The organism is Parabacteroides sp. Y3-G-102 (assembly GCF_023656845.1).
Classification (GTDB): Bacteria; Bacteroidota; Bacteroidia; order Bacteroidales; family Tannerellaceae; genus Parabacteroides; species Parabacteroides distasonis.
This window is the reverse complement of sequence record NZ_JAMOKU010000020.1, coordinates 62,142-85,370: the sequence shown is the minus strand read 5'-3', so window position 1 is coordinate 85,370 and position 23,229 is coordinate 62,142. Positions and strand designations below refer to the sequence as shown.

Genomic DNA, 23,229 nt, shown 5'->3' with positions numbered 1-23,229 from the left:
ATATAACGAAGAACTTGGGTATATCAAACGATTTACCCAAGTTCTGCTGTTTATCATACAGTTTCTTCCTCTGGGAGGTCGGAAAACTCTTTTTCATCGGTTAGTTCACCAGTCTTCTTTTTCTTTGTGGCAGAGATACGTTGCTGGAGTTCTTTGTCTGTCCGCAATCTTTTGACCGCCATTTTAGAAGCCGCTTGCTGGGATTCTTTTTTGGAGTAACCGATACCTATGCCAATTTGCTCGCCGAGCAATTTAATCGCGCTTTGGAATACAGGATTCCCATCATGATCCGTAAAAGACTCTATTAGATCGAACGAGATCGATATTTTGTTCTTTTGGCTCCATTCAATCAAGTTTGACTTGAAATTTATCTCTTTCCGGACGAGCGTATCTACATCGATATACTTTTCTATCATCACGTCACGGATAAACTTATAACAAACGTCATAACCTTGATCCAGATAAATAGCGCCGATCAAAGCCTCGAGCGCATTACCATACATATGATTGTTATGAGAGTTTATCTTGGTTGAATAGACTACCATTTGATCGAGGCCGAGTTGTACGGCGACCTTATTCATCGTTTCCCGTTGTACGATCTTGGAGCGTGTGTTTGTCAAAAAGCCTTCCCGCTTATTCGGGTAGCGCTTATAGACAATATCGGCGACCGCCGCATCCAAAATGCCATCTCCTAAAAATTCAAGACGCTCATTGTTAAGCCATTTACCATCATCCGTCTCTACCGATGATGATTTATGCAACAAGGCCTGCTCGTAAATCTGGAGATTATCCGGATAAAAACCTAGAATCTTTGATAAAGACAAATAAGGCTCCCTACCTTTATTATGCAGGAGCCTTATTCTTTTATGTAGCTGTTTGTATAGCTTTCTAAACACGTTATTTCACGAATTTTTTAACAATGGCGCAAGCGTTGTGTCCACCGAAACCAAACGTATTCGATAAAGCGGCTTTCACTTCTCTCTTTTGAGCCTTATTGAATGTGAAATTCAGTTTATAATCTATTTCAGGATCATCGTCGCCTTCCGCATGGTTAATGGTCGGCGGGATAATACCATCGTTTATAGCCATAATACACAGGATCGCCTCTACCGCTCCGGCAGCACCAAGCAAGTGACCGGTCATTGACTTTGTAGAACTGATATTCAGTTGATAAGCATGTTCTCCGAACACATCTTTGATCGCCTTAACCTCTGAGATATCGCCTACGGGAGTCGATGTTCCATGAACATTGATGTAATCAATATCTTCCGGAGTCATTCCCGCGTCTTCCAATGCGTTGCGCATAACCAGCTTCGCTCCTAAACCATCCGGATGAGAAGCGGTCAAGTGATAAGCATCGGCAGACATTCCGGTTCCAGCGATCTCGCAATATATTTTAGCGCCACGAGCCAATGCGTGCTCCATTTCTTCCAATACCAAGCAAGCTCCACCTTCACCCATCACGAATCCGTCACGGCTAGCGCTGAACGGGCGAGATGCGGTCTCGGGAGAATCATTACGTGTCGATAACGCATTCATGGAGTTGAATCCACCTACACCCGATTCAGAAACAGCAGCTTCCGCTCCACCGGTGATGATGACGTTAGCCTTGCCTAAACGGATATAATTGAATGCGTCACTGATAGCGTTTGTAGAAGATGCACAAGCTGAGACGGTCGCAAAGTTCGGGCCGTGGAATCCATAAAGCATGGAAATATGTCCAGCCGCGATATCCGAGATCATTTTCGGGATGAAGAACGGGTTAAACTTCGGACCGATCGTATCCTTGATCTTCGCATAACTCAATACTTCCTCATCAAATGTCTTGATACCACCGATACCTGAAGCGAAAATAACGCCGATACGGTTCTTATCTTCGTTATCCAAGTCCATTGCCGCGTCCTCGATCGCTTGTTTCGCCGCGTCGATCGCGAATAAGCTATAACGATCACACTTGCGGGCTTCTTTACGATCCATAACTTTCAACGGATCGAAGCCTTTAACTTCGCATGCAAATTGTGTCTTGAATTTGGATGCATCAAACTGAGTAATAGGTCCAGCGCCACTTTTTCCATTGATAATACCTTCCCATGTTTCGGGGAGGGTATTACCAAGAGGAGTAATAGCTCCAAGACCTGTTACTACAACTCTTTTTAATTCCATACCTTTAGTTAAAAGGATTGATTACTTCGCGTTAGCCTCGATGTAAGCGATAGCGTCACCTACAGTTGTAATCTTTTCTGCTTGATCGTCAGGAATTGAGATACCGAATTCTTTTTCGAACTCCATAATCAATTCTACAGTGTCAAGAGAGTCTGCTCCTAAATCGTTAGTAAAGCTTGCTTCGTTTGTAACTTCTGTTTCTTCAACACTTAACTTGTCAACGATGATAGCTTTTACTCTTTCAGCAACTTCAGACATAACTTTTTCAATTTAGATTAATAAATACGAATATACTTTTTAAATTTGCAGTGCAAAGAAAAGAATTTTTTATGTTACAAAGCAAATTTAATAAGCTAAAAATGCGGAAAACTGCACATTTTTTCTTTTCTTGTGCATTTAAACATCTAAAAATATGAAAAACATAGCGATTTTTGCTTCCGGATCTGGTACGAATGCCGAGAACATCGCCCGATATTTTGCTAACAGTGAAAACGTTAATGTTGCGGTTGTTTTATCAAATAATCGTAATGTTGGCGTGCATGGGCGGGTAAATAAGTTGGGCGTACCTTCTTTCGTGTTTTCACGGGAGGAATTTATTGCCGGTGTGCCGATCTTGGAAAAGTTGGCGGAATATGATGTCTGCCTTATCGTGTTGGCCGGTTTTATGAATAAGATCTCAGACGTGATTCTTCAGGCTTTTCCCGGTAAGATCGTGAACATCCATCCCGCGTTACTCCCTAAATATGGCGGCAAGGGGATGTATGGCATGCATGTGCATGAGGCGGTCGTGAAGGCTGGTGAGCGGGAGTCGGGTATTACTATACATTATATTAATGAGCATTATGATGAGGGCGCTATCATCTTCCAGGCTTCTTGTCCGGTATTACCTTCGGATACGCCGGAGGAGGTAGCCTCGAAAGTGCATGCCCTGGAGTATGCGCATTATCCTCATGTGATCGAAAGTTTATTGTAAGGCTTTTTTGTCATTAGCCTACTTGAAAACCTAGTTTCTGGAGTACGGCGAATTCTTCCGGGTCAGCTTTGATCGCTTGGTAAGCATGGAACTCACGGGGATGGTCATACGCTGCCCTAAATCGCTCGAAATGATGAGGATTCGCTCTTAGTGCTTGGTCGATTACTTCTGGGTTGAAACTTCTCAAGATGGCTTCTTCCACCCGGTGCTCCTTGAATTGTCCCAAGTCGATGAACGGGTTGGTTGGGGCAGGTGGAATGACTTCCTTGATCTTTTCGATACGGATACCGAAAAAGCATCCTATATTCTCTAGGCACATTCGTGTCCCGTTCGCCTTCCCGTCGGCGGAGAAACCGGCTATATGAGGAGTGGCGATCGTGGCTTCCGACAGTAATTTCCGGTCGATATCCGGTTCGTTCTCCCAGCAATCAATGATCAGTTCGCTGACCTTGCCGGTTCGTTTGGCCTGCAATAAGGCCTGCGTATCATGTACGGCACCCCGGCAACTGTTGATAAACCATGGTTTTCGTTCCAATCTGTCGAAAAAAGCATGATCGGCGAGATGACGGGTGGCGAAACGTCCCTCTTTGGTCAACGGCACATGCAAGGTTATGATATCCGCCTCTTTCGCGATCGTGTCCAAGGATACGAATCCATCTTCACCTTCCTGCTCGGCACGGGGCGGGTCATTGCGAAGCACACGCATCCCCATGGCCTCGCATAGCCTCTCTACGATACTCCCTACATGGCCTACGCCAACGATACCGATAGTCTTCCCTGCTAGTCTCTCTCCTTTGCGGAGGGCGACGGCTACCAAAGAGGATAATACATATTGCCCCACGGAAGCGGCGTTGCAACCCGGGGCGTTCTTCCACGTGATCCCTGCCTTCTCGCAATAATGGATATCGATATGGTCGTACCCGATCGTGGCTGTCGTGATGAGGCGAACCCGGCTACCTTCCAATAGCTCGCGTGTACATTTATCTATGCTACGTACGATCAAGGCATCCGCGTCTTTTATGTTCGTGGGCGTAAACTCTTTGGAGTCAAGGTAGGATACGTCCGCTATCGGCTCCAAGATCCCTTTTAGGTAAGGAACCGTGTTATCTGCTATTATTTTCATCTTATCAGCTTGATTATCGTTACGCGATATTAAGTAAAAAACAGGGGATATACAAGTGATGATGGCTTCTTGTCGATTTCTATATGCGCTTTTGTTCTCAGCCGAAAGATTCGGGAAAACACGTACGAGTTTCATCCAAAACACGTACGACTTTTTGAAAAAACATGTACGTGTTTTGACGGAAAGATTCTCGTGTTTTTTTGACGCTGATTCTTAGCTTCTTACGTGCGCAGTTCATGAGTAGGCTTATTGTATGGAATTAAAGCTTCTCGGCTTAACTAAGAACGGATAGATTAATGGAAGAGCCGTGCAGTACTTATCTTAGCTTGTGCCGATTGAAATGCGGCCCTGCCTTGAACAAGAAGAAAAACGTAGACAATACCGTAAGGCAAGCGCCGGACAGGTAGGCGTAGTTGAAGCCACCCAGCTCTTGTGCGATGCTGCCCCCGGCCATCAACCCGATACCGATACCTATATCCCAACTAGTTAGATATGTAGAAGTGGCCGTACCCCGCTGGTTATTGGGTGCCAGATTCACGAAAAGCGTGTTGAAAGCAGGGAACATGGTTCCGAATGCCACGCCTTGCGAGAGGGCTATACCTATGTAGAGATAAGAGGAAAATACCGGATTCCAATGCATCAACTCCTTGAGCGCCGCGAGAAGAAAGAATGTGGCCGCCGCCAAATACATCCCGAGGGAGATAACAAGCGTGATCCGTCCTTTATCCACTTGCCGTCCGGAGAACAGGCGGGAGACGGCTAGTCCCACGGCCATAAAGGTGAAATAAAGTCCGGAGTTTACGCTGATCCCGATCTCAGCGGCGTACATCGCTACATAAGTGGTAGTCATACCATAAGGAATGGAGAGTAATAATAGGGAGATACCCGCCCAAGTTCCCTTCACCAAGAAAAAGCGGTCTAGGGAGATCGGTTCTCGTTTGACCGGTTGCTTATAAGGAGTCTTGACCATATAGGCCATGATAAAACCAAGGCTTCCGGATAGCAACGAGCAGGAAAAGATCACGTCGTATGTGAAGTTCCCTTGCATGAACAGACCGATCATCGGCCCGAAACTCATGGCGATGTTATTGGCTAGGCCGTAATAGCCAATACCTTCCCCACGGCGGGAGGAGGGCAAGATATCGATCAGTATCGTATTTCCAGCCACCGTCACCATGCCGAAGGCGAAACCGTGTACGACGCGTAAGGCGATAAAGAGGGTAAGCGCCGTGGCTACCATGTATCCGCCGAATATGGCGGTGAAAATGAAATAAGCCACCAGATATAAGGGACGGCGGGCGAAAGTATCCAGCAAATATCCGGCGAACGGACGGATACAGAGCGCCGCTAGCGTATAGCACGACAAGATAAACCCGATCATAGACTTCCCGATCATGAATTCTTCCTTCAGATAAAAAGGCAAGATCGGCAGGATTAGATAGAAAGCGAAAAAAAGCAGGAAATTCGCCGCTAGTATATAGCAAAAGCTGGGTGTGATTATTTTATCGTTATTCATAAAGCCGCTTATTTATCAGAGTGCGAAATTAGTTGATTTTTCACAATTGTTTCCCCTAAACGGCCTAATAATTATAAACGGTAGCGGATCGCTACCAGAAACTCCCGGGGACGGATACGTACCCATGAGGTATAGCTTTCCAACGATGCGTATCGTGTGTATGCGTAGGTACGTTTGTCGAACAGGTTTGTCGCCGTGGCGGTGATTTGCCAACGCCGGGATTTCCATGAGACCGAGAAGTCTGCGAAAACGGCGTTGACGGATTGGTCTTCATTCACGTCATTGTGATAATGATCTAAGGAAAGGCTTGCCTCTATGGATGAGAAAATGTAGGAGAGCTGTACTTGTTGGGTGACGTTCCATAAGGGCGCCAAACGGGTACGTTCTCCTATTTTATTTCCTCCGTACCGGATATCGGTTTGGTAACTGGTCTCCCAATGGCGGTTGGGAGTCCAGATCACTTTGGGTTCTAAGCGCATGAGACGATATTGATAGGGAAGCCTTTGTCCCCCGCTGATTTGCTCGGCCTTGCTGATATTGAGGAGCACCAGGAACGAGGTCTTTAGCCCTAACTCGTAAAAGCCCTTGGATAGCGTGCTTTTGACGGTATATCCGGAGCCGTGGTTGGACAGTGGTAAGGAGACTCGTTGTACCTGTCCGTTCTCTATACGTTGCTCGTATATACGATTGTACCACTCCCGGTTGTGTGTCAGGTTTACTGTGGCGAAGAATTCCCGTGCCGTATTCTTGTATTCCCCATAAACGGAATAAAGCTGTTGTCTGTAAACCGGGAGGATTCCGCAATTCCAGACGCTATTCCGGTAATCCGTTTGATAAGGCCGGTCGTATAAGTCGGTCATCTCTCCGTATCTTTCCTTATAGGAGGCGTGCGCCGTGAAACGCCATGCGTAATTCAGTTTGTAGATAATGGACAGGGACGGATTAACCGAGATGCGGGAGAAACCGACCCCTGTATATCCGGTCCATCTGAGAGGAACGCTGAGGGATAGGGTCCATTTATAGGTATTCCATTGGTAATCGGGTGAAAGATAAGTTTGCAAGCTTTTCTCGATATTGCTGATCTCCCCGTTTATGCCCACCGTATATCGCTGGGTGAGGGAACCGCTCTTTTTCAGGAATGAGAAGGAATTATCGGTATAAAAGTCGCGTAAGCTCATTGGATAAGGGTGGTTATCCAAGCGAAGATCGGCCGCGTTGCTGTGGTAACGGAGCGAAGACTGGGCTTCCAACGTGTATTTGTCCAAGCTCCACAGGGTCCGTAAATTATTACGCAAGTCGAGGTTCGGGGTTTTGATGCGTTGGTCCAATGTTGTACGGCCGGTGGAAATTGTGTTTTCAGTTATATGGGAAAGGCTGGATTGCCAATCTCCGGTGGCTGAGAACTGGTTCTTGAGATACCTTTCCTGCGAGTTGTTTTCCACTCCGATATTTAGGTTGGCTTGATCCGAGCGAATGCGGCTATCGCTTTGCTCCGTTAGATGAATCGTGTCCTCGGATTGGTAATAGGTCGTCTCACTCCCCCTTTCCTGTGTTCGCAGGTCGTGGATATAACCGGCGTTTATACGGAGTTGGGTGTTCTCGTTCAGTTTATATAGGCGATTTGCGGATAGGCTGTGTATATGGTTGAACAGCCAGCGCTCTTTCTTTAGCGGGGCGGAGAATGAGGGTTGTAGCAGAAATTGGGGAACCTTGGGCTCGGATAAACGGGATTCGGGAGATTCGGTAAGGGTATTTTGCTCGCCCGATACATCTTGCCCGGTATTATTCCCTTTATATAGATAAGCGGATTGGCTGCTGCGGCTGATCTGCAAGGCGTCAGCGGCTCCTTTCCATAAGAACGGGGATGCGCCGAGACCGCCTTCGGCATTGATCAACCAGCGATCTCGGAATTCCGGTCTCAGCTTGAGGTTCAACGCTACGTCTTCGGTCTTGATCTTTCTCTGTAACACACGGATCGGTTGGTGGTTCTCCATCACTTGTATGTTCTGTACGGCGTCGGCTCGCAGGTTCTCGCTGATTTGCTTGTATTTCCCGTTGGTGAGATCCAGTCCCTCCACATAGAAATTACGGATCTCTTTCCCGTTGTAAGAGATCTTCCCCAGATCATCGATATCGATACCCGGAAGTTTCCGTAATACGTCCTTGATGGATTGATCCTTTGGGGAGAGAAAGCGGGTGACATCATAATTGATCGTATCTTGCCGCCCCCAGACACGTCCCGGACGGATTTCCACCTCCTTTAGGCTGAATACCTGCGGCTCCATCTCAAAACGAAGCGTTTGTCCGGCATGTACGGCTTGTTGCTGGGTTTGGTACCCTAAGAGCGAGACGGAGACGAGAAGTGAGTCCGTCCGCTTCGGTTGGGTGAGGGTAAAGGTCCCTTCATTATTACTTAACGTATAGTTGATCGGAAGGGATACGTTGCCTCTGGTTAATTGCACGGTGGCCGCTTCTACCGGCAGTTGGCTTTCCCTGTCGATCACGATCCCTCGGATGACGGATTGGGCGGCCAATCCTGCCGGGCAGAGCAGCGTAAGTAAACAAAAAGTGTGTATATGCAGTATGATCCGTTTCATCTTTCTTCCCTTTCTATAGGGTTATACGGCATGTTCTTGGGTTGGTAAGGTTTCCCGTTATCGTCGGTGACGGTCACTTTCACCTGTGGCGAGGTCAAGGCGATGTATCCGATAGGATCGGCGGCATATCGTTCGTAAACCTTTTGCAGGTTCTTGCGGCTGATCGGCTCGAAATCGTTTCCCCCGAAAAGGATCGGGTTCTTATCCCGGCTCAGTTCGATACCCGTGCAGATGAAAGTGTAATGTCCTTGGCTGTCTTGGGCTTTTAGGATCAGGCCCGGTAATCCGCATAATTTCCAAGGACCCTCGCTTTTCGGTATCTCCGGCGTGTACCAAGCCTCATAATGCCTGCCCTTGAAATGACAGGTCGCTTTCCGGCAAGGATAGGACAGGATGGTCATCGTATCGGGCAGTAAGGTCCATTCCGGGCGCTCCTCCTTTTCCTCGCAGCGAAAGCGACTGGCGGCAAGGGCATCCAAGGTCGTGGTCTTTCCCGCCGGATAATTCTTGTAGACCTGCGCGTTGGTCTTGGATGAATATTGTTGCAGGTGTTCATTGATGACTTCTTGTGAGGCTCCGGCGGCTTTGTCGGCCTCTAGTACGGAATCGGTGAGGAATTTGGCGTAACTATAGTAAACGGAGCATTTATCCCCGACCTTCAGCATGAGGGTCTCTTCCTCTTTCTTGTCGGGTTGGAGCGTGTCCGGCATGGACGTGGTCTGGTATTGTACCGTGAAACGTGTCTCGTCGATGGGCTTGGCTCTTAGTACGTCGTTTAGGTTGAAGATGTTGATTGTCACTTGGGCGTTCGTCTCGTGTCCCGCCCCTGACAGACCTACGCAAAGCAGGCCGATTGTCGCTATGATTCGTTTCATGATCTGTTGGTTTTAGAAGTTATTTGTCGCGAATGTAGGGAAGGGGCGTTCGCCGTAAGGAAGATTTTTATTACTGAAATATTACTCCGCTTATAAAAATGGCTACATGTACGTTGTAATCATGGAGTAGCTATCTATCTTTGCCGGAAAGGAATAAGATATGGGAAAGAGGATTCGATGGATATGGGTAATCTCGTTGGCGGCGGCTTTGGCGGCGATCGGGGTACAAGGCTATTGGCTGTTCAACCAGTTCCGGTACGAGATGTGTACTTATGCGGATGAGATCGCCGGTGAGGTATTTCATGCCGGGCAGGAGGAATTTCGTATACGGAAGGAAGAGGCGGAGATGACGAAAGGTACTTATATCATAGAACGCCAGTCGAAATACCAGTCTGGTGATAGCGTGTTAAATGGGTTGAAAAACTCGTTCGGTTTCCAGCTTTATCCCAAGGATACGACAAAGATCCATAGTTTTCGGCTTCATCTGGACCCGAATATGCCGGAAGATAGCTTATTGGTTGGGGTAGATCGTTCGGTCGTGGAGTTCTTTGTGCCTTTCTCTGCGGAGCGTTTGGACTCCATCTTGTCTGCCGGTCTGCCCGGTCTGGATTATCGGGTACGTCCGTTCGTAGCGAGCGATACATTGTCCGGACAGTCATCGGCCTTATGGTTACCATTATCGAAAAACCTGTTTTCAACCTCTATCTCGATATGCTATGTGTTCGCCCCGATCGAGCGAAAGGCGGTGTGGGTGGATGTGGATCTTCCCATGAATCCGTTATTGGGCCGGATGGGATGGCAGCTTTTCCTAAGTATTTTCCTTATCTTGTTATTGCTGGCTTGTTTGGGTTTCCAGATCCGTACGATCTGGGAGCAAATGCGCTTGAACGAGTTGCGTGAGGGGTTCGTGCATACGATGATCCATGAGCTGAGGCGACCGGTACAAACCTTGAAGGTATTCGTCTCTTTCTTGAATGACCGGGAGATGCGGATGGATGAGGCCACGACGGAACGGGTCCTTCAAGACTCCATGTTCGAGTTGGATAATCTTTCCGCCTATCTGGGAAAATTGAAAGATATGGTTTGTGCGGACGAGCGGGAGACGCTCTTGAGACCTTCCGCTTTTAATCTCCGTGAGTTGGTGGAGAAGGTGGTACGCCTAACCAATATCCCCGCCGGGAAAAAAGTCTCTTTCTCGACGGCCTTTCCCCCGGATATGCCGGATCTGACGGCCGATCCGGTACATGTGGCGAATGTCTTGTCTAACTTGATAGAGAACGCGATCAAATATTCGGGAGAGGAAGTGGATATCGATATCGTAGTGCTTTGGAATCAGCAAAGGGTGGAATTGACCGTTTCGGATAATGGCTTCGGTATCGCTCCGGATGAGCGGCGAAAGGTGTTCGATAAATTTTACCGTTCGTCTCATCTGCCGGATAAGCAAATTCCGGGTATTGGGTTGGGATTGAGCTACGTTCGCCAAATAGTAGAGGCGCATCATGGCTCTGTATCCCTGCGAAGTGAATTAGGTGAAGGCACTCGAATTACTATAAATCTACCGACTACAGCCTTATGAAATCGACATTGAAAATACTTTTCGCTGACGATGACCTTAAGTATTCCCTCGTCTTGAAGCGATTCTTGGAACGGGAGGGGTATGAGGTGACTTATACTGGCAATGGTACCATGGCTTTGGAGCAATTCCCGGTTGTGAAACCGGATCTGGTCTTGCTGGATATCAACATGCCCGGCCTAAACGGTTTCGAGGTAGCGGAAAAGATCCGTGAGCAAGATCGTCATGTCTTGATCTTTTTCCTTTCCGACCGTTCCGATAAGAACAACCGTTTGAAAGGTTTTAGCTTGCGCGGAAACGATTACTTGGCGAAACCCTTCTATCCGGAAGAGCTGATCGCCCGTATCAAGGACCGTTTTGAGATCGGTGTCCATGAAAGCGTGCTGGAGGAGAGCTTCCATTTCGGAAATACGACCTTCAACTATACCACGAACGAGATCCGTACCGGCAATAACAAGGTATTGATCACTTCCCGCCAAGCGGATCTTCTGCGAATCCTGGCGACAAACCTGAATCTGGCGGTGGATCGTGACCTTCTGTTGGAAACCGTCTGGGGAACTAGCTCATACGCCAACTCCCTGGCCTTGAATGTGCAGGTCACCTATCTCCGTAAAGCGCTTCATAACGATCCGTCTACCGGCATCGTATCCTTGCCGAAGAAAGGATATATGCTAAGAGGATAGAATTTATCCGGTAGAATTGGGTTTCTGATCCGTAAGCATTATCTTTGTCCCACAAAGTATTCACAGAAAGAAAATGAATCATATATGAACTTCAGCGAACAATGTTTCCGCATTTTTGAGCAAGCTACGGAGGCTTATCATGTAACTGACAATGTAGATGCTACAGTGCATAATCCCTATGCGGTAAAGAGCATCGAGTTTTATCTTTATCTTAAGAACTGGATCGATGCCGTACAATGGCATTTGGAGGACATTATCCGGAATCCGGAGATCGACCCGGTGGAAGCGCTGGCTATCAAACGCCGCATCGACAAGTCGAATCAAGATCGTACGGATTTGGTAGAGTTGATCGATAGTTTCTTTCTGGATAAATACAAGAACGTGAAAGTCTTGCCGGATGCTACGATCAATACGGAAAGCCCGGCTTGGGCGATCGATCGTCTCTCTATCCTTACGCTAAAGATCTATCATATGCGTGAGGAGGCAAACCGTCCGGATGCTACTGCCGAGCATAAGGCTCGTTGTGAGCAGAAACTGGCGGTGCTGATGGAGCAGAAGAAGGATTTGTCGATGGCTTTGGATCAATTGCTATCCGATATCCGTGACGGTAAGAAATACATGAAGGTCTACAAGCAAATGAAGATGTACAACGACCCGGCCTTGAATCCTGTGTTGTACGGTAAGAAATAATGGCAAATATATTAGTAATACGACTTTCGGCTATTGGGGATGTGGCGATGACCGTTCCCGTTATCTATTCCGCAGCCAAGGCGAATCCTACGGACTCGTTTACCGTGTTGACGCAAGCGTTCTTGATCCCGGTCTTTATCAACCGCCCGAAGAACGTGAACGTGATCGGTATCAATACGAAGACCACGGAGAAAACGTTGGCGGGATTGCTCCGTTTTGCCTCTGCCTTGGTGAAATACGATTTCGATATGGTGCTGGATTTGCACGACGTGTTGCGGACCATGATTATCCGTACGCTGTTCCGCTTGAACGGCAGACGGGTGTTTGTCGTGGATAAGGCCCGGAAAGATCGTGCCCGGTTGACCGACGCAAAGCATAAACGATTTAAACAACTTCGCCCGGTGATCGAACGTTACGCGGATGTGTTCCGCAACGCCGGGCTTAACTATACGGAATCGTTCACCTCGCTTTATGAGACCTCGACCCCTGATTTATCCGCCTTGGAACCCCTTGTGGGAACGAAGACGGGCAAATGGATCGGTATCGCCCCCTTCGCCAAGCACCGGGGAAAGATTTATCCGACCGGGGAGATGGAGCTGGTCATGGCCGAGCTTTCCGATCGAGAGGATTTTACCATCTTCCTGTTCGGTGGTCGTGGCTACGAGGAGGCGCTCTTGGATCAATGGGCTTTTGAGTATCCCCGGGTAAAAAGCGTGGCGGGCAAGTATTCCTTGGATCAGGAACTGGCCTTGATCAGCCGGTTGGATCTGTTGATTTGCATGGATTCCGCCAATATGCATTTCGCTTCCTTGGTCGGTACACGGGTAATTTCTGTTTGGGGCGCTACCCATCCCTATGCCGGATTTTACGGATATCATCAGGATCCGGAAGATTGTATCCAGCTGGATTTACCTTGTCGTCCTTGTTCCGTATTCGGCCAAAAGCCCTGCCTGCGGAAGGATTGGGCGTGTATGAAACAGCTCAATCCGGACCTAATCATAAACAAGGTATTAACCTCTTTAAATGAAACGATTTCGGATGCAGGAGGTCATTAACCCGGCGTATAGGCGATTCGAGGATTTTGTAAGGCGTGTACCTCGTATATTTTCAGAAGAGGGAAAAACGATTTATAAGGCGAGGAATGAGATCAAGGTTTTTGAGGTAGATGGTGTGGAACTGAATGTCAAGCGATATAGAGTCCCCCACTTGATAAACCGTGTTATTTATCGTTTTTTCCGTCAGCCTAAGGCCGTGCGAGCCTATGAGTACGCTCTGCGTTTAGTCGCCAAGGGTTTTGAGACTCCTGCCCCGATCGCTTATATCCTTTTTAGGAAGAAAGGGTTTTTGGAATATAGTTATTTTATCAGTCTGCAATCCAGCTATAAGACATTGTATAAAGTCGGACAGCGTCCGGTAGAGGAGAACGAGGATATTTTCCGTGCGTTAGGTACTTATATGGCAAAGTTGCATGAGGCGGAGGTTTATCATGCCGATTTCTCTCCCGGAAATGTATTGTACGATCGTACGGAGGAAGGGGTTAAGTTCTCCTTGATCGATATAAACCGGATGCACTTCGGGCCTGTCTCGCTAAAACGAGGATGCGCGAATTTCTCCCGCTTGTGGGGACGGGAAGCCGCTTTTCATTTAATGGCGGAGACCTATGCCGAGAGCCGGCATTTTGATGAAGCGGAATGCCTTCGTTGGATATTATATTATCGAAATCGTTTCTGGAAGAAATATGCGTTGAAGCATGAGATTGAATTTGAATTATAGACTTTTATGAAAATACAAATACTCCGGTTCTGCTTAGTTGTTAGTTGTCTTTTGACCTATGTATCTCCGGTTAAGGCGTTAGAATGGTGGGAAAAGGTAGAGTATCTGACTTACTCGCCCCGTTATTTCGGGCCAAATGCCTTTCCGATTCCCGAGTTGGTAGGAGGAAGCCTGTCCAGCCGTTGGGAAGTGGAGCTTCGGGGGGAATATCATAAGACGCGAGGCGATCAGACGAAAGATATCTTTACCCGTTTGTACATTCCTGTCGTAAAGGGGCGTGTAGGAGTGAATGTCAGTTGGGTATTCCAAGAATGGTATGAGATGTCGCCGGAAGTGCGGGATGAGCGTTATGCGGTAGAACTGAAATCCCCGATTGTTTGCCGGGGCGACGTGATCTTTAATTTTTATTTCCAAGCCCTCCGGAGTGAGAAATGGATGGATATCGTGGTAAGCGCCAACCTGAAAACCGCCAGTGGCGGACGCTTGTGCGACGCTCGTTATACGGATGCGGCCTCTTATTGGTTCGACGCCAATCTGGGACGTACGTTGTGGAAGCGGAAAGATGTAAACGCTTCGATCCGTGTGCAAGCTTTAGCGGGTTTTTATTGTTGGATGACTAACGATGTCGTTAATCGTCAGAACGACGCTTTCTGTTATGGGGCAGGTGTGTTAGGGACCTATCGGGGGTTCTCGTTGGATTGTAATTATGCCGGTTTCCGGGGATATCGGGATAATGGGGATAAGCCGATGATTCTACGGACAAAGCTAAATTATGAGCTTAAGAAAAATATCCTGTCCTTCCAATATAAACATGGAATGAAGGACCATCTTTATGATAGCTATTCATTAGCTTATATCCGTTGTTTCTGAATCTGTAAATAATCTATGCTTTCTTGATTGACCTGAATAACGTGGCGAAGCCGTCTGTATAAGCCTTTACGCTGAAATCTTGGATGATATGCTCACGTGAGGCCTTGGCGAACGCTTCCAATCGCTCCGGGTTATCGATAAGCGAGCGGATAGACGCCGCCATTTGTTGAGGAGAAGAAGGCGGCACTAACAATCCGGTGACTCCGTCTATGATTAAGTCTCTTGCTCCCGGTATATCTGTTACGATACAAGGAACGGAACAAGCCATAGCCTCCCGCACGACTCTTGGGGAGGCATTCCGGTGCGAGGGAAGTATAAACAACTGGGACGTGACCAGAAAAGAGATGGCGTCGGAACGCTGTCCCAGAAAATGAATTTGTGCGCTTACCTTCGACTGTTGGGCTAATTGGAAATCATTTTCCCCATATTCTCCCACGATCGTAAGATGTACCTGTGGATCATCCAATAAGATAAACGCATGAATCAAATCGGTTAAGCCTTTGAACGGCCTGTTCTTCGTCGCTCCGATATAGATGCAACGAAAGGCGTCGTCCGGAATATCGTCTGCTTGTTTGGGCGTACGGACTGCTTCCTTGATCCAATCGATATCAAATGGTTTTGTGCTGGTCGTTAGCCTTTTTCGTGCGATGAATCGGGAGAGATATTCCTCGATATCTTTGGTCTCGCATATGACATGCTCCACGGCGGGATTTAAGATGCCTAGATAATAGGTCGGATCGAACCGCTTCAATTTAGCCTGCGTACCTCGGTATGCGATATTCTTCGCCCGTGTGCCTATGGAGGCGAATAGAGCGTTTGATAAACCGGAACTACTTGGTGAGTAGATAAGGTCGATCCGATAAGTCTTGATGATTTCGCGCAGGGCACGAATAACGTTCCAGTTGAACTTCGAGGTAATGACCGGCAGATCCAAGGGTGTACAATTCCCATAGATCTTTTTGTCGGTATACGATTGGGGAGAAGCGATATAGATGTTGAAGTCCTCAAGCTTGGACAATCCTTCCAGCATTTTGTAGGTCGCTATGTCGGCTTCTTTATAGACTAAAAGTATATTCATTGTGTATGGATAAAATGGATTTGCTAAGATCGTGAGATATTCTCGTATACTCGCATGAAATGAGCCGCTAATACGTCGGGCATGAATCGCCGTATATTCTCTCGTCCGCCGGAACGCATGGATTCGGCCAGCTTCGGCTCGTTCAATACAGACTCTATCAAGCCGCGCAGCTCTTGCTCATTTCTCGGATCGGTATATAGAGCGGACGATCCGCCCGCCTCTTCCAGACAAGAACCGGTAGCCGCTATCACCGGAATACCGGCAAGCTGGGCTTCTAAGATCGGGATACCGAATCCTTCGAAAAACGAGGGATAGACAAATAAGGTCGCCATCTGATAGAAAGCGGCTAATTCGTTAAAAGGTATATGGGTCAAGATACGGACGCGACCGGACAGGTTGTTTTCCCGGATATAGGTTTCTACCGTATCCGTATAAGGCGTATGCTTACCGATAGCGATCACGGAGATATCTTCTTTCAGCTCTTTCAGGGCTTTTACCAGAAGCAATAAATTTTTCCGTTCCTCGATGCTCCCTACATATAATATATAAGGCCCGTTTATCTGATATTTCTCGCGTACGGACGATTTCACGTCTTCTTGAACCGCTTGCCCGAATATCGGGTCACAACCTTGGTAAACAACCTCGATCTTGCTTTCCGGAATGTGGAAGAAGTCCCGGATGTCTCGCATCGTCTGCCTGCTGATCGCTATGATCTTGTCCGATCGTAAACAAGCTTGCTTGAATTTGTAGGTATAGATGGAACGATCGATCGGTTTATAAAGCTGCGGGTAACGCAAGAAGATCAAGTCATGTATCGTTACGACCGCTGGGATTCCGTTCTGTTTTAGATTCATAGGAATCTCATTACTCAAGCCATGGAACAGATCTACGTGCTCTTTTCGAAGCGTAGCCGTTAGACCCGAGGTACGCCATAAAGACGGAAATAGTTTATCGAACCTGCCTTCCGGATAATGGAATGAGACACTTGGACGCTCCTCGATCCGTTTCCGTAACGCCTCTTTGCCTTTGCCCGGCGTATAGAGTTGATAGGTATGCTCCGGGAAAGATGCGGACAAACTATTCACTACGAACCGGCTATAATTACCCAGTCCGGTAGCGTTATGCGTAATCCGTTTTGCGTCGAAAGCGATCTTCATAGGCTTGAATTCGATATATTGGGCAAATATACGATATAATTTTAATTACCTTTACCTCATTTCCTTCCGAAATCCGCCGGGATCTCCCCCCATACGGATGTTTCCCATTTGAGGATCTGGGTGGTATAGGTATGGGTGTTCAACCATTTCTCGGCCCGCTCGATGAGGTCGAAGATAGGTTCGTTGATCGGTTTACGTGCTAATAGGGTTTTGCATTTCTTTTTCTTGACCCAGCTGATGGCGTTGCGGCTATCCGAATAGATCGGCAGGTCGCTTCCCTTTTGCTGTAGCAAGGCGAGGCCGTGTACTAAGGCGAGGAATTCCCCGACATTGTTCGTGCCCTCCTTCAGCGGGCCGATATGGAAGATCTCTTGTCCGGTAGCGGTATAAACGCCTCTGTACTCCATATCCCCGGGATTACCGCTACAGGCGGCGTCTACGGCAAGACTCTCATTGATGGGGTTCCCGATCGGGGCTTCCGGCGCGAGACGGGCCACGGCTTTCGGGGAAGAGGCGGTCTTTAGGTAATGGGTATAGCCGGCCTCGAAGGCTTTGGCGGCTTCCTCCCGGTTCTCGAAGGATTTATATTTGGCTCCCTCTTGTCCGTCTACCTGTGCCTTGCATTCCGCCCAGTTATCATAGATTCCCGGGTTCAACCCTTTCCATACGACATAAAACTTATTCTTGGCCATGACTCTTACTCAAGATTTCTTGTGAGAATTGCGTATAGGTACCGAACGGCGCTCTTTTATCCTTGAAGAAACGGATCAAGGCGTCCAGCCTTCTTTCCATGCCGCTACCGGAATGGTTGGTCATGATAAACGGTAACTTTAGCTCTTTCCGATCACTTAAGGAGGTGAACTCCCACGGATGGAAATAGGTTAGGAAATAACCGTCCTCTTTCCATGTCCAAAACGCTAACTTACGATACAAGGTGGCCGGAAGGTTATGGTAAGCCAGCCAAAATAAGGGGAAACGAACGATCGGGGTCACCGAGGCGGGCAGTTGCAATACGCCATCTTTCATGAAATAGGTGCGGGGCTGCCCCAGATGATTGTAACGGCCGGGAATACAAGTCGGGTTCAAGGACGAGTTGTATAAGTAACCGGCCTTATGTATCTCTTCTTCTTCGACGGGCATCATGCGGGCCATACGGAAACCGTTCACCGGTTGTCCGGTCAGTTCCTCCAACGCCTCTTTGGACTTGCGTAGATCGGCGGCCTCGAACGACGAGTGATAAAAACCATGCGAAGCGATCTCATGTCCACCCTTTTGGATGTCCAAGATCAAATCCTTTGCGTGAAGGGCGAAGTTCGCCGTGCAAAAGAAAGTCGCTTTTATACGGTGACGGGCCAGACATGCCAGTATCTTCCGGGTTCCTTCTACGGAAGTACGCATTTGTTCCTCGAACGGCAATTCCACGCCGTGTTCCAATGGAGCGTCAAACTCCTCGATATCAAAACTAAGTAATATCATGTATGTCAATTAATCTCTATGAAATAAGATGGATAAGAAGTTCAACGCTTCCCGCCGCAGGACCTTGAATCCCATATCGGATACCGCCAGTCCTTCTTTGATGTTCGCGTTGATCGTCTGTAGGTTTATCTCTTTCCGGCGACTTGCCTTATAGATAAATTCCGTATCGAATAGGAAGCTATTGATACGGGTAGTCAGGAATATCGCCTGTCCCGCTTGGCTGAATCCCTTCATGCCCCCTTGCGTATCCTTGATCTTGATCCGCAAGACCCATGTATTGCATATGTGGGACAGTTTGGATAAGATTTGCCGGAAAGGAGGTAGATTATCCTGATAACTTTTGCCGCGGGTAGCCACGACTACGTCCGCTCCTCCTAGCAACGCCTCGACCATCCTGCCGAATGAGTCGTTTGTATATGGAAAATCGTAGTCTGTATAAATAATGTAAGGAGAGGTACATCGCTTTACCGCCTCTCGTAAGGCATATCCTTTTCCCCGGTTGGGCTTATAGTCCACGACGCAGACATCCGGTATCAATTGCCGGAGGCGGTCGATCGTTTCCGGCTCGTATCCCCGTCTCGAACCATCACTGACAATAAAAAGGTGGAAACGTACCGGGCTGAATAATCGCTCCACTTCGCGGAAATGGGTGGCTACTCGTTCCTCCCAGCCCGAAGGCGGGTTGTAACAAGGTAATACCAAATCTATGTCTGCTCGTGCGTTCATTCTATTTATACCTTTACCGGATTATAATTCCTCGTACACATCTCAAATGTCAGCTTTAGCCAGATCAGCATACAAGGCAACGCTTTTAACGCATACGGGTATACATAATGCACTCGTATGTATTTCGGGAAAAGATCGGACGGAGACATGCTGGTCAATATAAAGGCGAAGACCATCAAGACAATATCCAATGTCGAACGTTTCCACGGTACAGCCGTATACCAAATAGCGACTCCGATAAACGCTATGATATAGGTACTGGACTCGCTACCCGTGCTGAACAGTACGACAAACATCAACACCGAGGCCAATAACGTTTTCCGGAAAGCCTCATATTTATATTGACTGATGCGTAGATAAGGCAGGCCGAATAATAGTAATCCCCCTATTATCAGATAAATGTCCGAGTAACTGACCGATCCCGATATCTTACGAACCATTCCCAAGAAGGAAATGTTCTGCATGAGTGCGAATAAGTTCTCTGAATTTTTTCCGGATAAGTCCTCGAACCAACCGGTATATTGGGACATTATATAATCCGGCCCGGACAATATCATCGGGGCTACGACCATGACGACCGCCCATCCTACGCAAGATAGGCTGAACTTCATCTTATGGCGAGAGAAAAAGAAGAACGCCAATCCCGTGATCCCATACAATTTAGTAAAGGTACCCAACATGATCACGAAAGCGGCCCATACGTCTTTCTCTTTCTCTATCAATACGTAGGCGAGGACAATGATAGCGGCGATACTGATATTGAATTGCGACATGAAAAGCGAGGTAAGCAACTCGTGGGCACAGAACCAATAGATAAAGATACGTTCCCGCTTGATCCCCGGCAGCATCTTGATCGCCCAGAATAAGAAAAGGCTTTGTGCCACCGACCAAGTAAGCAATCCCAACCATAACGGTGTAACGGCGAATGGAGCGATGATCAAGCTAAATACCGGCCCGTAGTGAAAAATATCGTTGTATTCTTCCGGATAGGCGGCATAGAGCGGTAACTCATTCAACGTATGCCAAAAGGATTGCCTGAAGATCGAGAAGTTATTATATTTCCCGGGGAAATACTTGGTAATCCATGCGATAACCCCCAGCAATGCCCATAGCCCCATTAAGGTACTATATTTGCTGAAAAATGGCTTATGGATAATTGTATTGAACTTATCTATAAATTTCATCATCGAATCTACATCTGTCTACGGGGCAAAATTACATAAAAACGGTGACTTTTATGCGAGTTAAATAAAAATACTATTTTTGCGTCCAAAACTGGTAAGAGATTATTTATGAATGAAATGTTGAGATACACGATCATTCGTGTCATTCTGTTTGTAATGGGAGGCTTTCTTGTTCTCGGATGTTCGGATGAAGATGATGTGGATAATAGTGGAGGAACGAGTAAATATGGTTTAATACGGATGGCGGAGGAGGATTATGATTCGTCGAATACTTCTTATATCCTTCAGGATGAGGAACCGGACGAGGTTCTTTTCGATTCGTCAAAGCGAAAATTCAAGGTGAATGAGCCTTTGCAGGTGTTAGTTACCGGGCAGAAGGAGTTGATGCTTCGTTTCTATTCTCCTAGAGCTATCCATAATGTGATTGTCTGGGCTACGGTTGAGGGTTATGAGGATGAGGTTCGGTTTGCGGAGTTTACTACGGTTTTACCTTTTCAGGAGTTTAAAATGAAGTTGCCTTTTCTGGAACAGGCGAAGGTTTATTATACGCGTTCCGGCGAGGAGGTTACCATAGAAGCCTATCCGGATATGGCGGCCGAGAATATAAGTTTGCGGATTGAATGTGGAGATCCGGTATATCAAGGAATGATTAACGTGAAACCAAAGTGGAATATTTGGTTTGGTAAGTATTCCGGTTCAAACTGGGGTAACTTCAGGCCACATCTGGCTCGTGAGGCGGTTGCCCTTTCCTTGAATATGGCGGCGATGTTTTCTTCCTCGCTTTTTGACGAGGAACTGGAGAAGTGGCGTGGTAAGCTGATAAATAACGAGCAAATCGTGGATATAGATGTATTGAAGAAAAAGATCTTGAATCATGGCGGATTGTGTTATGGGCGTGTGGTGAATGTTGTCGGCCTGGGCGGGGGAAATACCTTTGGATTAGGTGAATATGTCTACCTTACCCATTATGCGGATGATGCCAACGGGACTGATGTGCCGTATCATGAGCTGGCGCACTGCTTGGGATATGGGCATAGTGGGAATATGACGTATTATCCGGCGGAAGGAGGCTTCCCTACGATTTGTATGAAGGTTTACTCACAGCTTTCCGTGAGTAAGAAATTGCCGATTTATTCCCGCCGTTTCTTGCATACTCGGAGGAATAAGAACTTGGTAGAGAACAAAAGCGTGTATACCTCCTCGAAATACATTATCGATGATCCGGAACTGGATGCCATAGATGGTGGGCTTGGGCTTGCTCCGATGGAGACGGATAGAGCCGGCGATGAGGGTCCTTCTCTCTCATTTATACTTTCTGCCTTGGATATTCCCGGTGCCACTGTGGAAACTTTTCATCCGAAAGCGGTCTATCTTTATGGGAATACGCTATATGTAGTAAATGATGCTCCGGGACATTATAGTTTGGAGGTTTTTGATGTATCTTCCGGTAATGTACATCATGTGAAAAGTATGGTTGAGTGGATGAATGGAGATAAGAAAGAGACTTTTGCGGGGGAGCCAAACGGTGTGACTCGCTCGTATGGGAAAATATATGTCACGAATGCGGGAAGCCGTACGGATGTGTTCGATGCTGAAACATATGAGTTCATTACTTGTATCGGTACGGGTACTTGGGGTGAGGGTGGTTATCAGACCGTTCACGCATTTGATGTCACGGCTAGTCAAGGAGCTGTTTTTATTCGGGATAAACGCAAGTTAGTAGTTGTCTTGGAGCAAGATGTACAGCCCGGTTCCGCTACTCGAGTGCCTATATATAGTCGTAGCGTGAATTTGCAAGAGGCAATGGGTACTTATGCGGTAGCGGCACGGAGTGATGGCTTTTTGTATGTGACGGCTCAGAATAAAAATATGATCTATTTATTCGATCCTGCGGACATTCGGGTAGGGAACGTGGGTTTCGAGCCGTATCTGGTGGCATTGGGATTTGAAAAGTCTCCCCAGTCGATAGCGTTTGTAGGGGATCGTTTGTTTGTTACGCTTCGTGTCGATGATAAACGGTCGGAGCTATGGGAGATCAGCCCTAAGAACGGAAAATTATTGCAGGACTTTACAGATTCGATGGTCTATCCCGAGAAAATAGCCGGTGCTCGTCATACTTTATTAGTAGTGGATCGTGCGACCCAGACCGTAAAAGCCATTGGCCTATGATTTTTTTATTGATTCTTAGGAATAAAGAAGATAGAGTTCCCGGAAAAAGTTTACATTTGCGAAAACTATTATAATAACGTATGAAACGTGTTTTTTTGGTCGGATATATGGGAGCGGGCAAGACAACGGTGGGAAAGGAGCTTGCCAAGCTCGCCGGTCTTTCGTTCATAGATCTTGATTACTATATCGAAGGGCGTTATCATAAGGCCGTTTCGCAGATATTCGCCGAGAGAGGGGAGGAGGCTTTCCGAGAGATAGAACGGAATATGCTTCACGAGGTCGCTGAGTTTGAGGACGTGCTGATCTCCACGGGAGGAGGCGCTCCTTGCTTTTTCGATAACATGGAGTTTATGAACGCTTCTGGCACGACGGTTTACTTGAAGGTGTCAGTCGAGGAGCTGGCGAAGCGTCTGGAGTTGTGCAAACATACCCGTCCGGTGTTGAAAGGACGTTCCGGGGAGGAACTGAGGGCGTTTATCGCCGAGAGTCTGGAGAAAAGGAATCCGTTTTATACGAAGGCGTCCATAACGTTTGATGCCGAGAAGATGTTAACAGAATCTGATGTACATGACATATCGAACGCGTTAATGAAAATCCTATAGC

At 47.3% G+C, this 23,229-nt stretch carries 22 protein-coding genes; 9 read left to right on the top strand and 13 right to left on the bottom strand.

Annotation, left to right across the window (positions count from 1 at the left end; translation table 11 throughout):
* Positions 1-53: 53 nt before the first annotated feature.
* From rnc to NBH16_RS11925, 3 genes are read right to left on the bottom strand one after another with little or no spacing between them, the layout of a single operon-like run.
* On the bottom strand, positions 54-896 hold the full coding sequence (rnc, locus tag NBH16_RS11935) for a ribonuclease III (protein WP_005864026.1): 843 nt from the start codon (positions 894-896) through the stop codon (positions 54-56).
* A gap of 1 nt (position 897) precedes the next feature.
* Positions 898-2,163 (bottom strand): beta-ketoacyl-ACP synthase II, encoded by a 1,266-nt coding sequence (fabF, locus tag NBH16_RS11930; RefSeq protein WP_005860697.1) that lies wholly within the window; start codon positions 2,161-2,163, stop codon positions 898-900.
* A 21-nt stretch (positions 2,164-2,184) separates the two neighbouring features.
* Positions 2,185-2,421, bottom strand: a complete 237-nt coding sequence (locus tag NBH16_RS11925; protein WP_005639879.1) for an acyl carrier protein — start codon at positions 2,419-2,421, stop codon at positions 2,185-2,187.
* A 154-nt stretch (positions 2,422-2,575) separates the two neighbouring features.
* Here NBH16_RS11925 and purN point away from each other — a divergent pair, with 154 nt between their 5' ends.
* Positions 2,576-3,136 carry a phosphoribosylglycinamide formyltransferase gene (purN, locus tag NBH16_RS11920; RefSeq protein ID WP_005860699.1) on the top strand — a complete coding sequence of 187 codons (561 nt, stop codon included), beginning with the start codon at positions 2,576-2,578 and terminating at the stop codon, positions 3,134-3,136.
* Between the two features lie 13 nt (positions 3,137-3,149).
* Here the strand turns inward: purN and pdxB are convergent, their stop codons facing one another.
* From pdxB to NBH16_RS11900, 4 genes are all read right to left on the bottom strand, one after another.
* Complete coding sequence (gene pdxB, locus NBH16_RS11915; RefSeq protein WP_250788621.1) at positions 3,150-4,259, bottom strand: 4-phosphoerythronate dehydrogenase PdxB; 1,110 nt, start codon at positions 4,257-4,259, stop codon at positions 3,150-3,152.
* A 316-nt stretch (positions 4,260-4,575) separates the two neighbouring features.
* Complete coding sequence (locus NBH16_RS11910) at positions 4,576-5,775, bottom strand: MFS transporter (RefSeq protein ID WP_250788620.1); 1,200 nt, start codon at positions 5,773-5,775, stop codon at positions 4,576-4,578.
* A gap of 71 nt (positions 5,776-5,846) precedes the next feature.
* Positions 5,847-8,372: a carboxypeptidase-like regulatory domain-containing protein gene (locus NBH16_RS11905; RefSeq protein ID WP_250788618.1), complete on the bottom strand. Its 2,526-nt coding sequence runs from the start codon at positions 8,370-8,372 to the stop codon at positions 5,847-5,849.
* Entirely contained in the window at positions 8,369-9,247 is an 879-nt protein-coding gene (locus tag NBH16_RS11900) for a GLPGLI family protein (RefSeq protein WP_009276641.1), read from the bottom strand. The genes NBH16_RS11905 and NBH16_RS11900 overlap by 4 nt, the downstream gene beginning before the upstream one ends.
* Before the next feature lie 160 nt (positions 9,248-9,407).
* On the opposite strand from NBH16_RS11900, the gene NBH16_RS11895 reads away from it, so the two are divergent.
* The 6 genes from NBH16_RS11895 (at position 9,408) to NBH16_RS11870 (ending at position 14,836) form a co-directional block, all read left to right on the top strand.
* Entirely contained in the window at positions 9,408-10,823 is a 1,416-nt protein-coding gene (locus tag NBH16_RS11895) for a sensor histidine kinase (RefSeq protein ID WP_250788616.1), read from the top strand.
* Positions 10,820-11,503, top strand: a complete 684-nt coding sequence (locus tag NBH16_RS11890; protein WP_250788614.1) for a response regulator transcription factor — start codon at positions 10,820-10,822, stop codon at positions 11,501-11,503. The genes NBH16_RS11895 and NBH16_RS11890 overlap by 4 nt, the downstream gene beginning before the upstream one ends.
* Positions 11,504-11,587: 84 nt before the next feature.
* Positions 11,588-12,193: a DUF4254 domain-containing protein gene (locus NBH16_RS11885; protein ID WP_005860709.1), complete on the top strand. Its 606-nt coding sequence runs from the start codon at positions 11,588-11,590 to the stop codon at positions 12,191-12,193.
* Positions 12,193-13,248, top strand: a complete 1,056-nt coding sequence (locus NBH16_RS11880) for a glycosyltransferase family 9 protein (protein WP_250788613.1) — start codon at positions 12,193-12,195, stop codon at positions 13,246-13,248. Before NBH16_RS11885 ends, NBH16_RS11880 begins: the two co-directional genes overlap by 1 nt.
* Complete coding sequence (locus NBH16_RS11875; protein WP_122369595.1) at positions 13,232-13,966, top strand: lipopolysaccharide kinase InaA family protein; 735 nt, start codon at positions 13,232-13,234, stop codon at positions 13,964-13,966. Before NBH16_RS11880 ends, NBH16_RS11875 begins: the two co-directional genes overlap by 17 nt.
* Positions 13,967-13,972: 6 nt before the next feature.
* Complete coding sequence (locus NBH16_RS11870) at positions 13,973-14,836, top strand: hypothetical protein (RefSeq protein ID WP_146375761.1); 864 nt, start codon at positions 13,973-13,975, stop codon at positions 14,834-14,836.
* 13 nt (positions 14,837-14,849) lie between these two features.
* On the opposite strand, the gene NBH16_RS11865 is transcribed toward NBH16_RS11870, so the two are convergent.
* From NBH16_RS11865 to NBH16_RS11840, 6 genes are read right to left on the bottom strand one after another with little or no spacing between them, the layout of a single operon-like run.
* A complete protein-coding gene (locus NBH16_RS11865) occupies positions 14,850-15,914 on the bottom strand; it encodes a glycosyltransferase (protein ID WP_250788610.1) in 1,065 nt (354 codons plus the stop codon).
* Between the two features lie 23 nt (positions 15,915-15,937).
* Positions 15,938-17,071, bottom strand: coding sequence for a glycosyltransferase family 4 protein (locus tag NBH16_RS11860; RefSeq protein WP_087345476.1), 1,134 nt, complete (start codon positions 17,069-17,071; stop codon positions 15,938-15,940).
* A 56-nt stretch (positions 17,072-17,127) separates the two neighbouring features.
* Entirely contained in the window at positions 17,128-17,763 is a 636-nt protein-coding gene (locus tag NBH16_RS11855; RefSeq protein WP_009018726.1) for a ribonuclease H1 domain-containing protein, read from the bottom strand.
* A complete protein-coding gene (locus NBH16_RS11850) occupies positions 17,750-18,547 on the bottom strand; it encodes a polysaccharide deacetylase family protein (protein ID WP_250788608.1) in 798 nt (265 codons plus the stop codon). Before NBH16_RS11850 ends, NBH16_RS11855 begins: the two co-directional genes overlap by 14 nt.
* Positions 18,548-18,556: 9 nt before the next feature.
* Positions 18,557-19,273: a glycosyltransferase family 2 protein gene (locus tag NBH16_RS11845; RefSeq protein WP_250788606.1), complete on the bottom strand. Its 717-nt coding sequence runs from the start codon at positions 19,271-19,273 to the stop codon at positions 18,557-18,559.
* Between the two features lie 5 nt (positions 19,274-19,278).
* Positions 19,279-20,460 (bottom strand): glycosyltransferase family 87 protein, encoded by a 1,182-nt coding sequence (locus NBH16_RS11840; RefSeq protein WP_250788604.1) that lies wholly within the window; start codon positions 20,458-20,460, stop codon positions 19,279-19,281.
* Positions 20,461-20,565: 105 nt separating this feature from the next.
* Here NBH16_RS11840 and NBH16_RS11835 point away from each other — a divergent pair, with 105 nt between their 5' ends.
* Together NBH16_RS11835 and NBH16_RS11830 are read left to right on the top strand one after the other, a co-directional pair.
* Positions 20,566-22,626: a YncE family protein gene (locus NBH16_RS11835; protein ID WP_250788602.1), complete on the top strand. Its 2,061-nt coding sequence runs from the start codon at positions 20,566-20,568 to the stop codon at positions 22,624-22,626.
* Between the two features lie 80 nt (positions 22,627-22,706).
* Positions 22,707-23,228 carry a shikimate kinase gene (locus NBH16_RS11830; protein WP_005860724.1) on the top strand — a complete coding sequence of 174 codons (522 nt, stop codon included), beginning with the start codon at positions 22,707-22,709 and terminating at the stop codon, positions 23,226-23,228.
* Position 23,229: the final 1 nt, after the last annotated feature.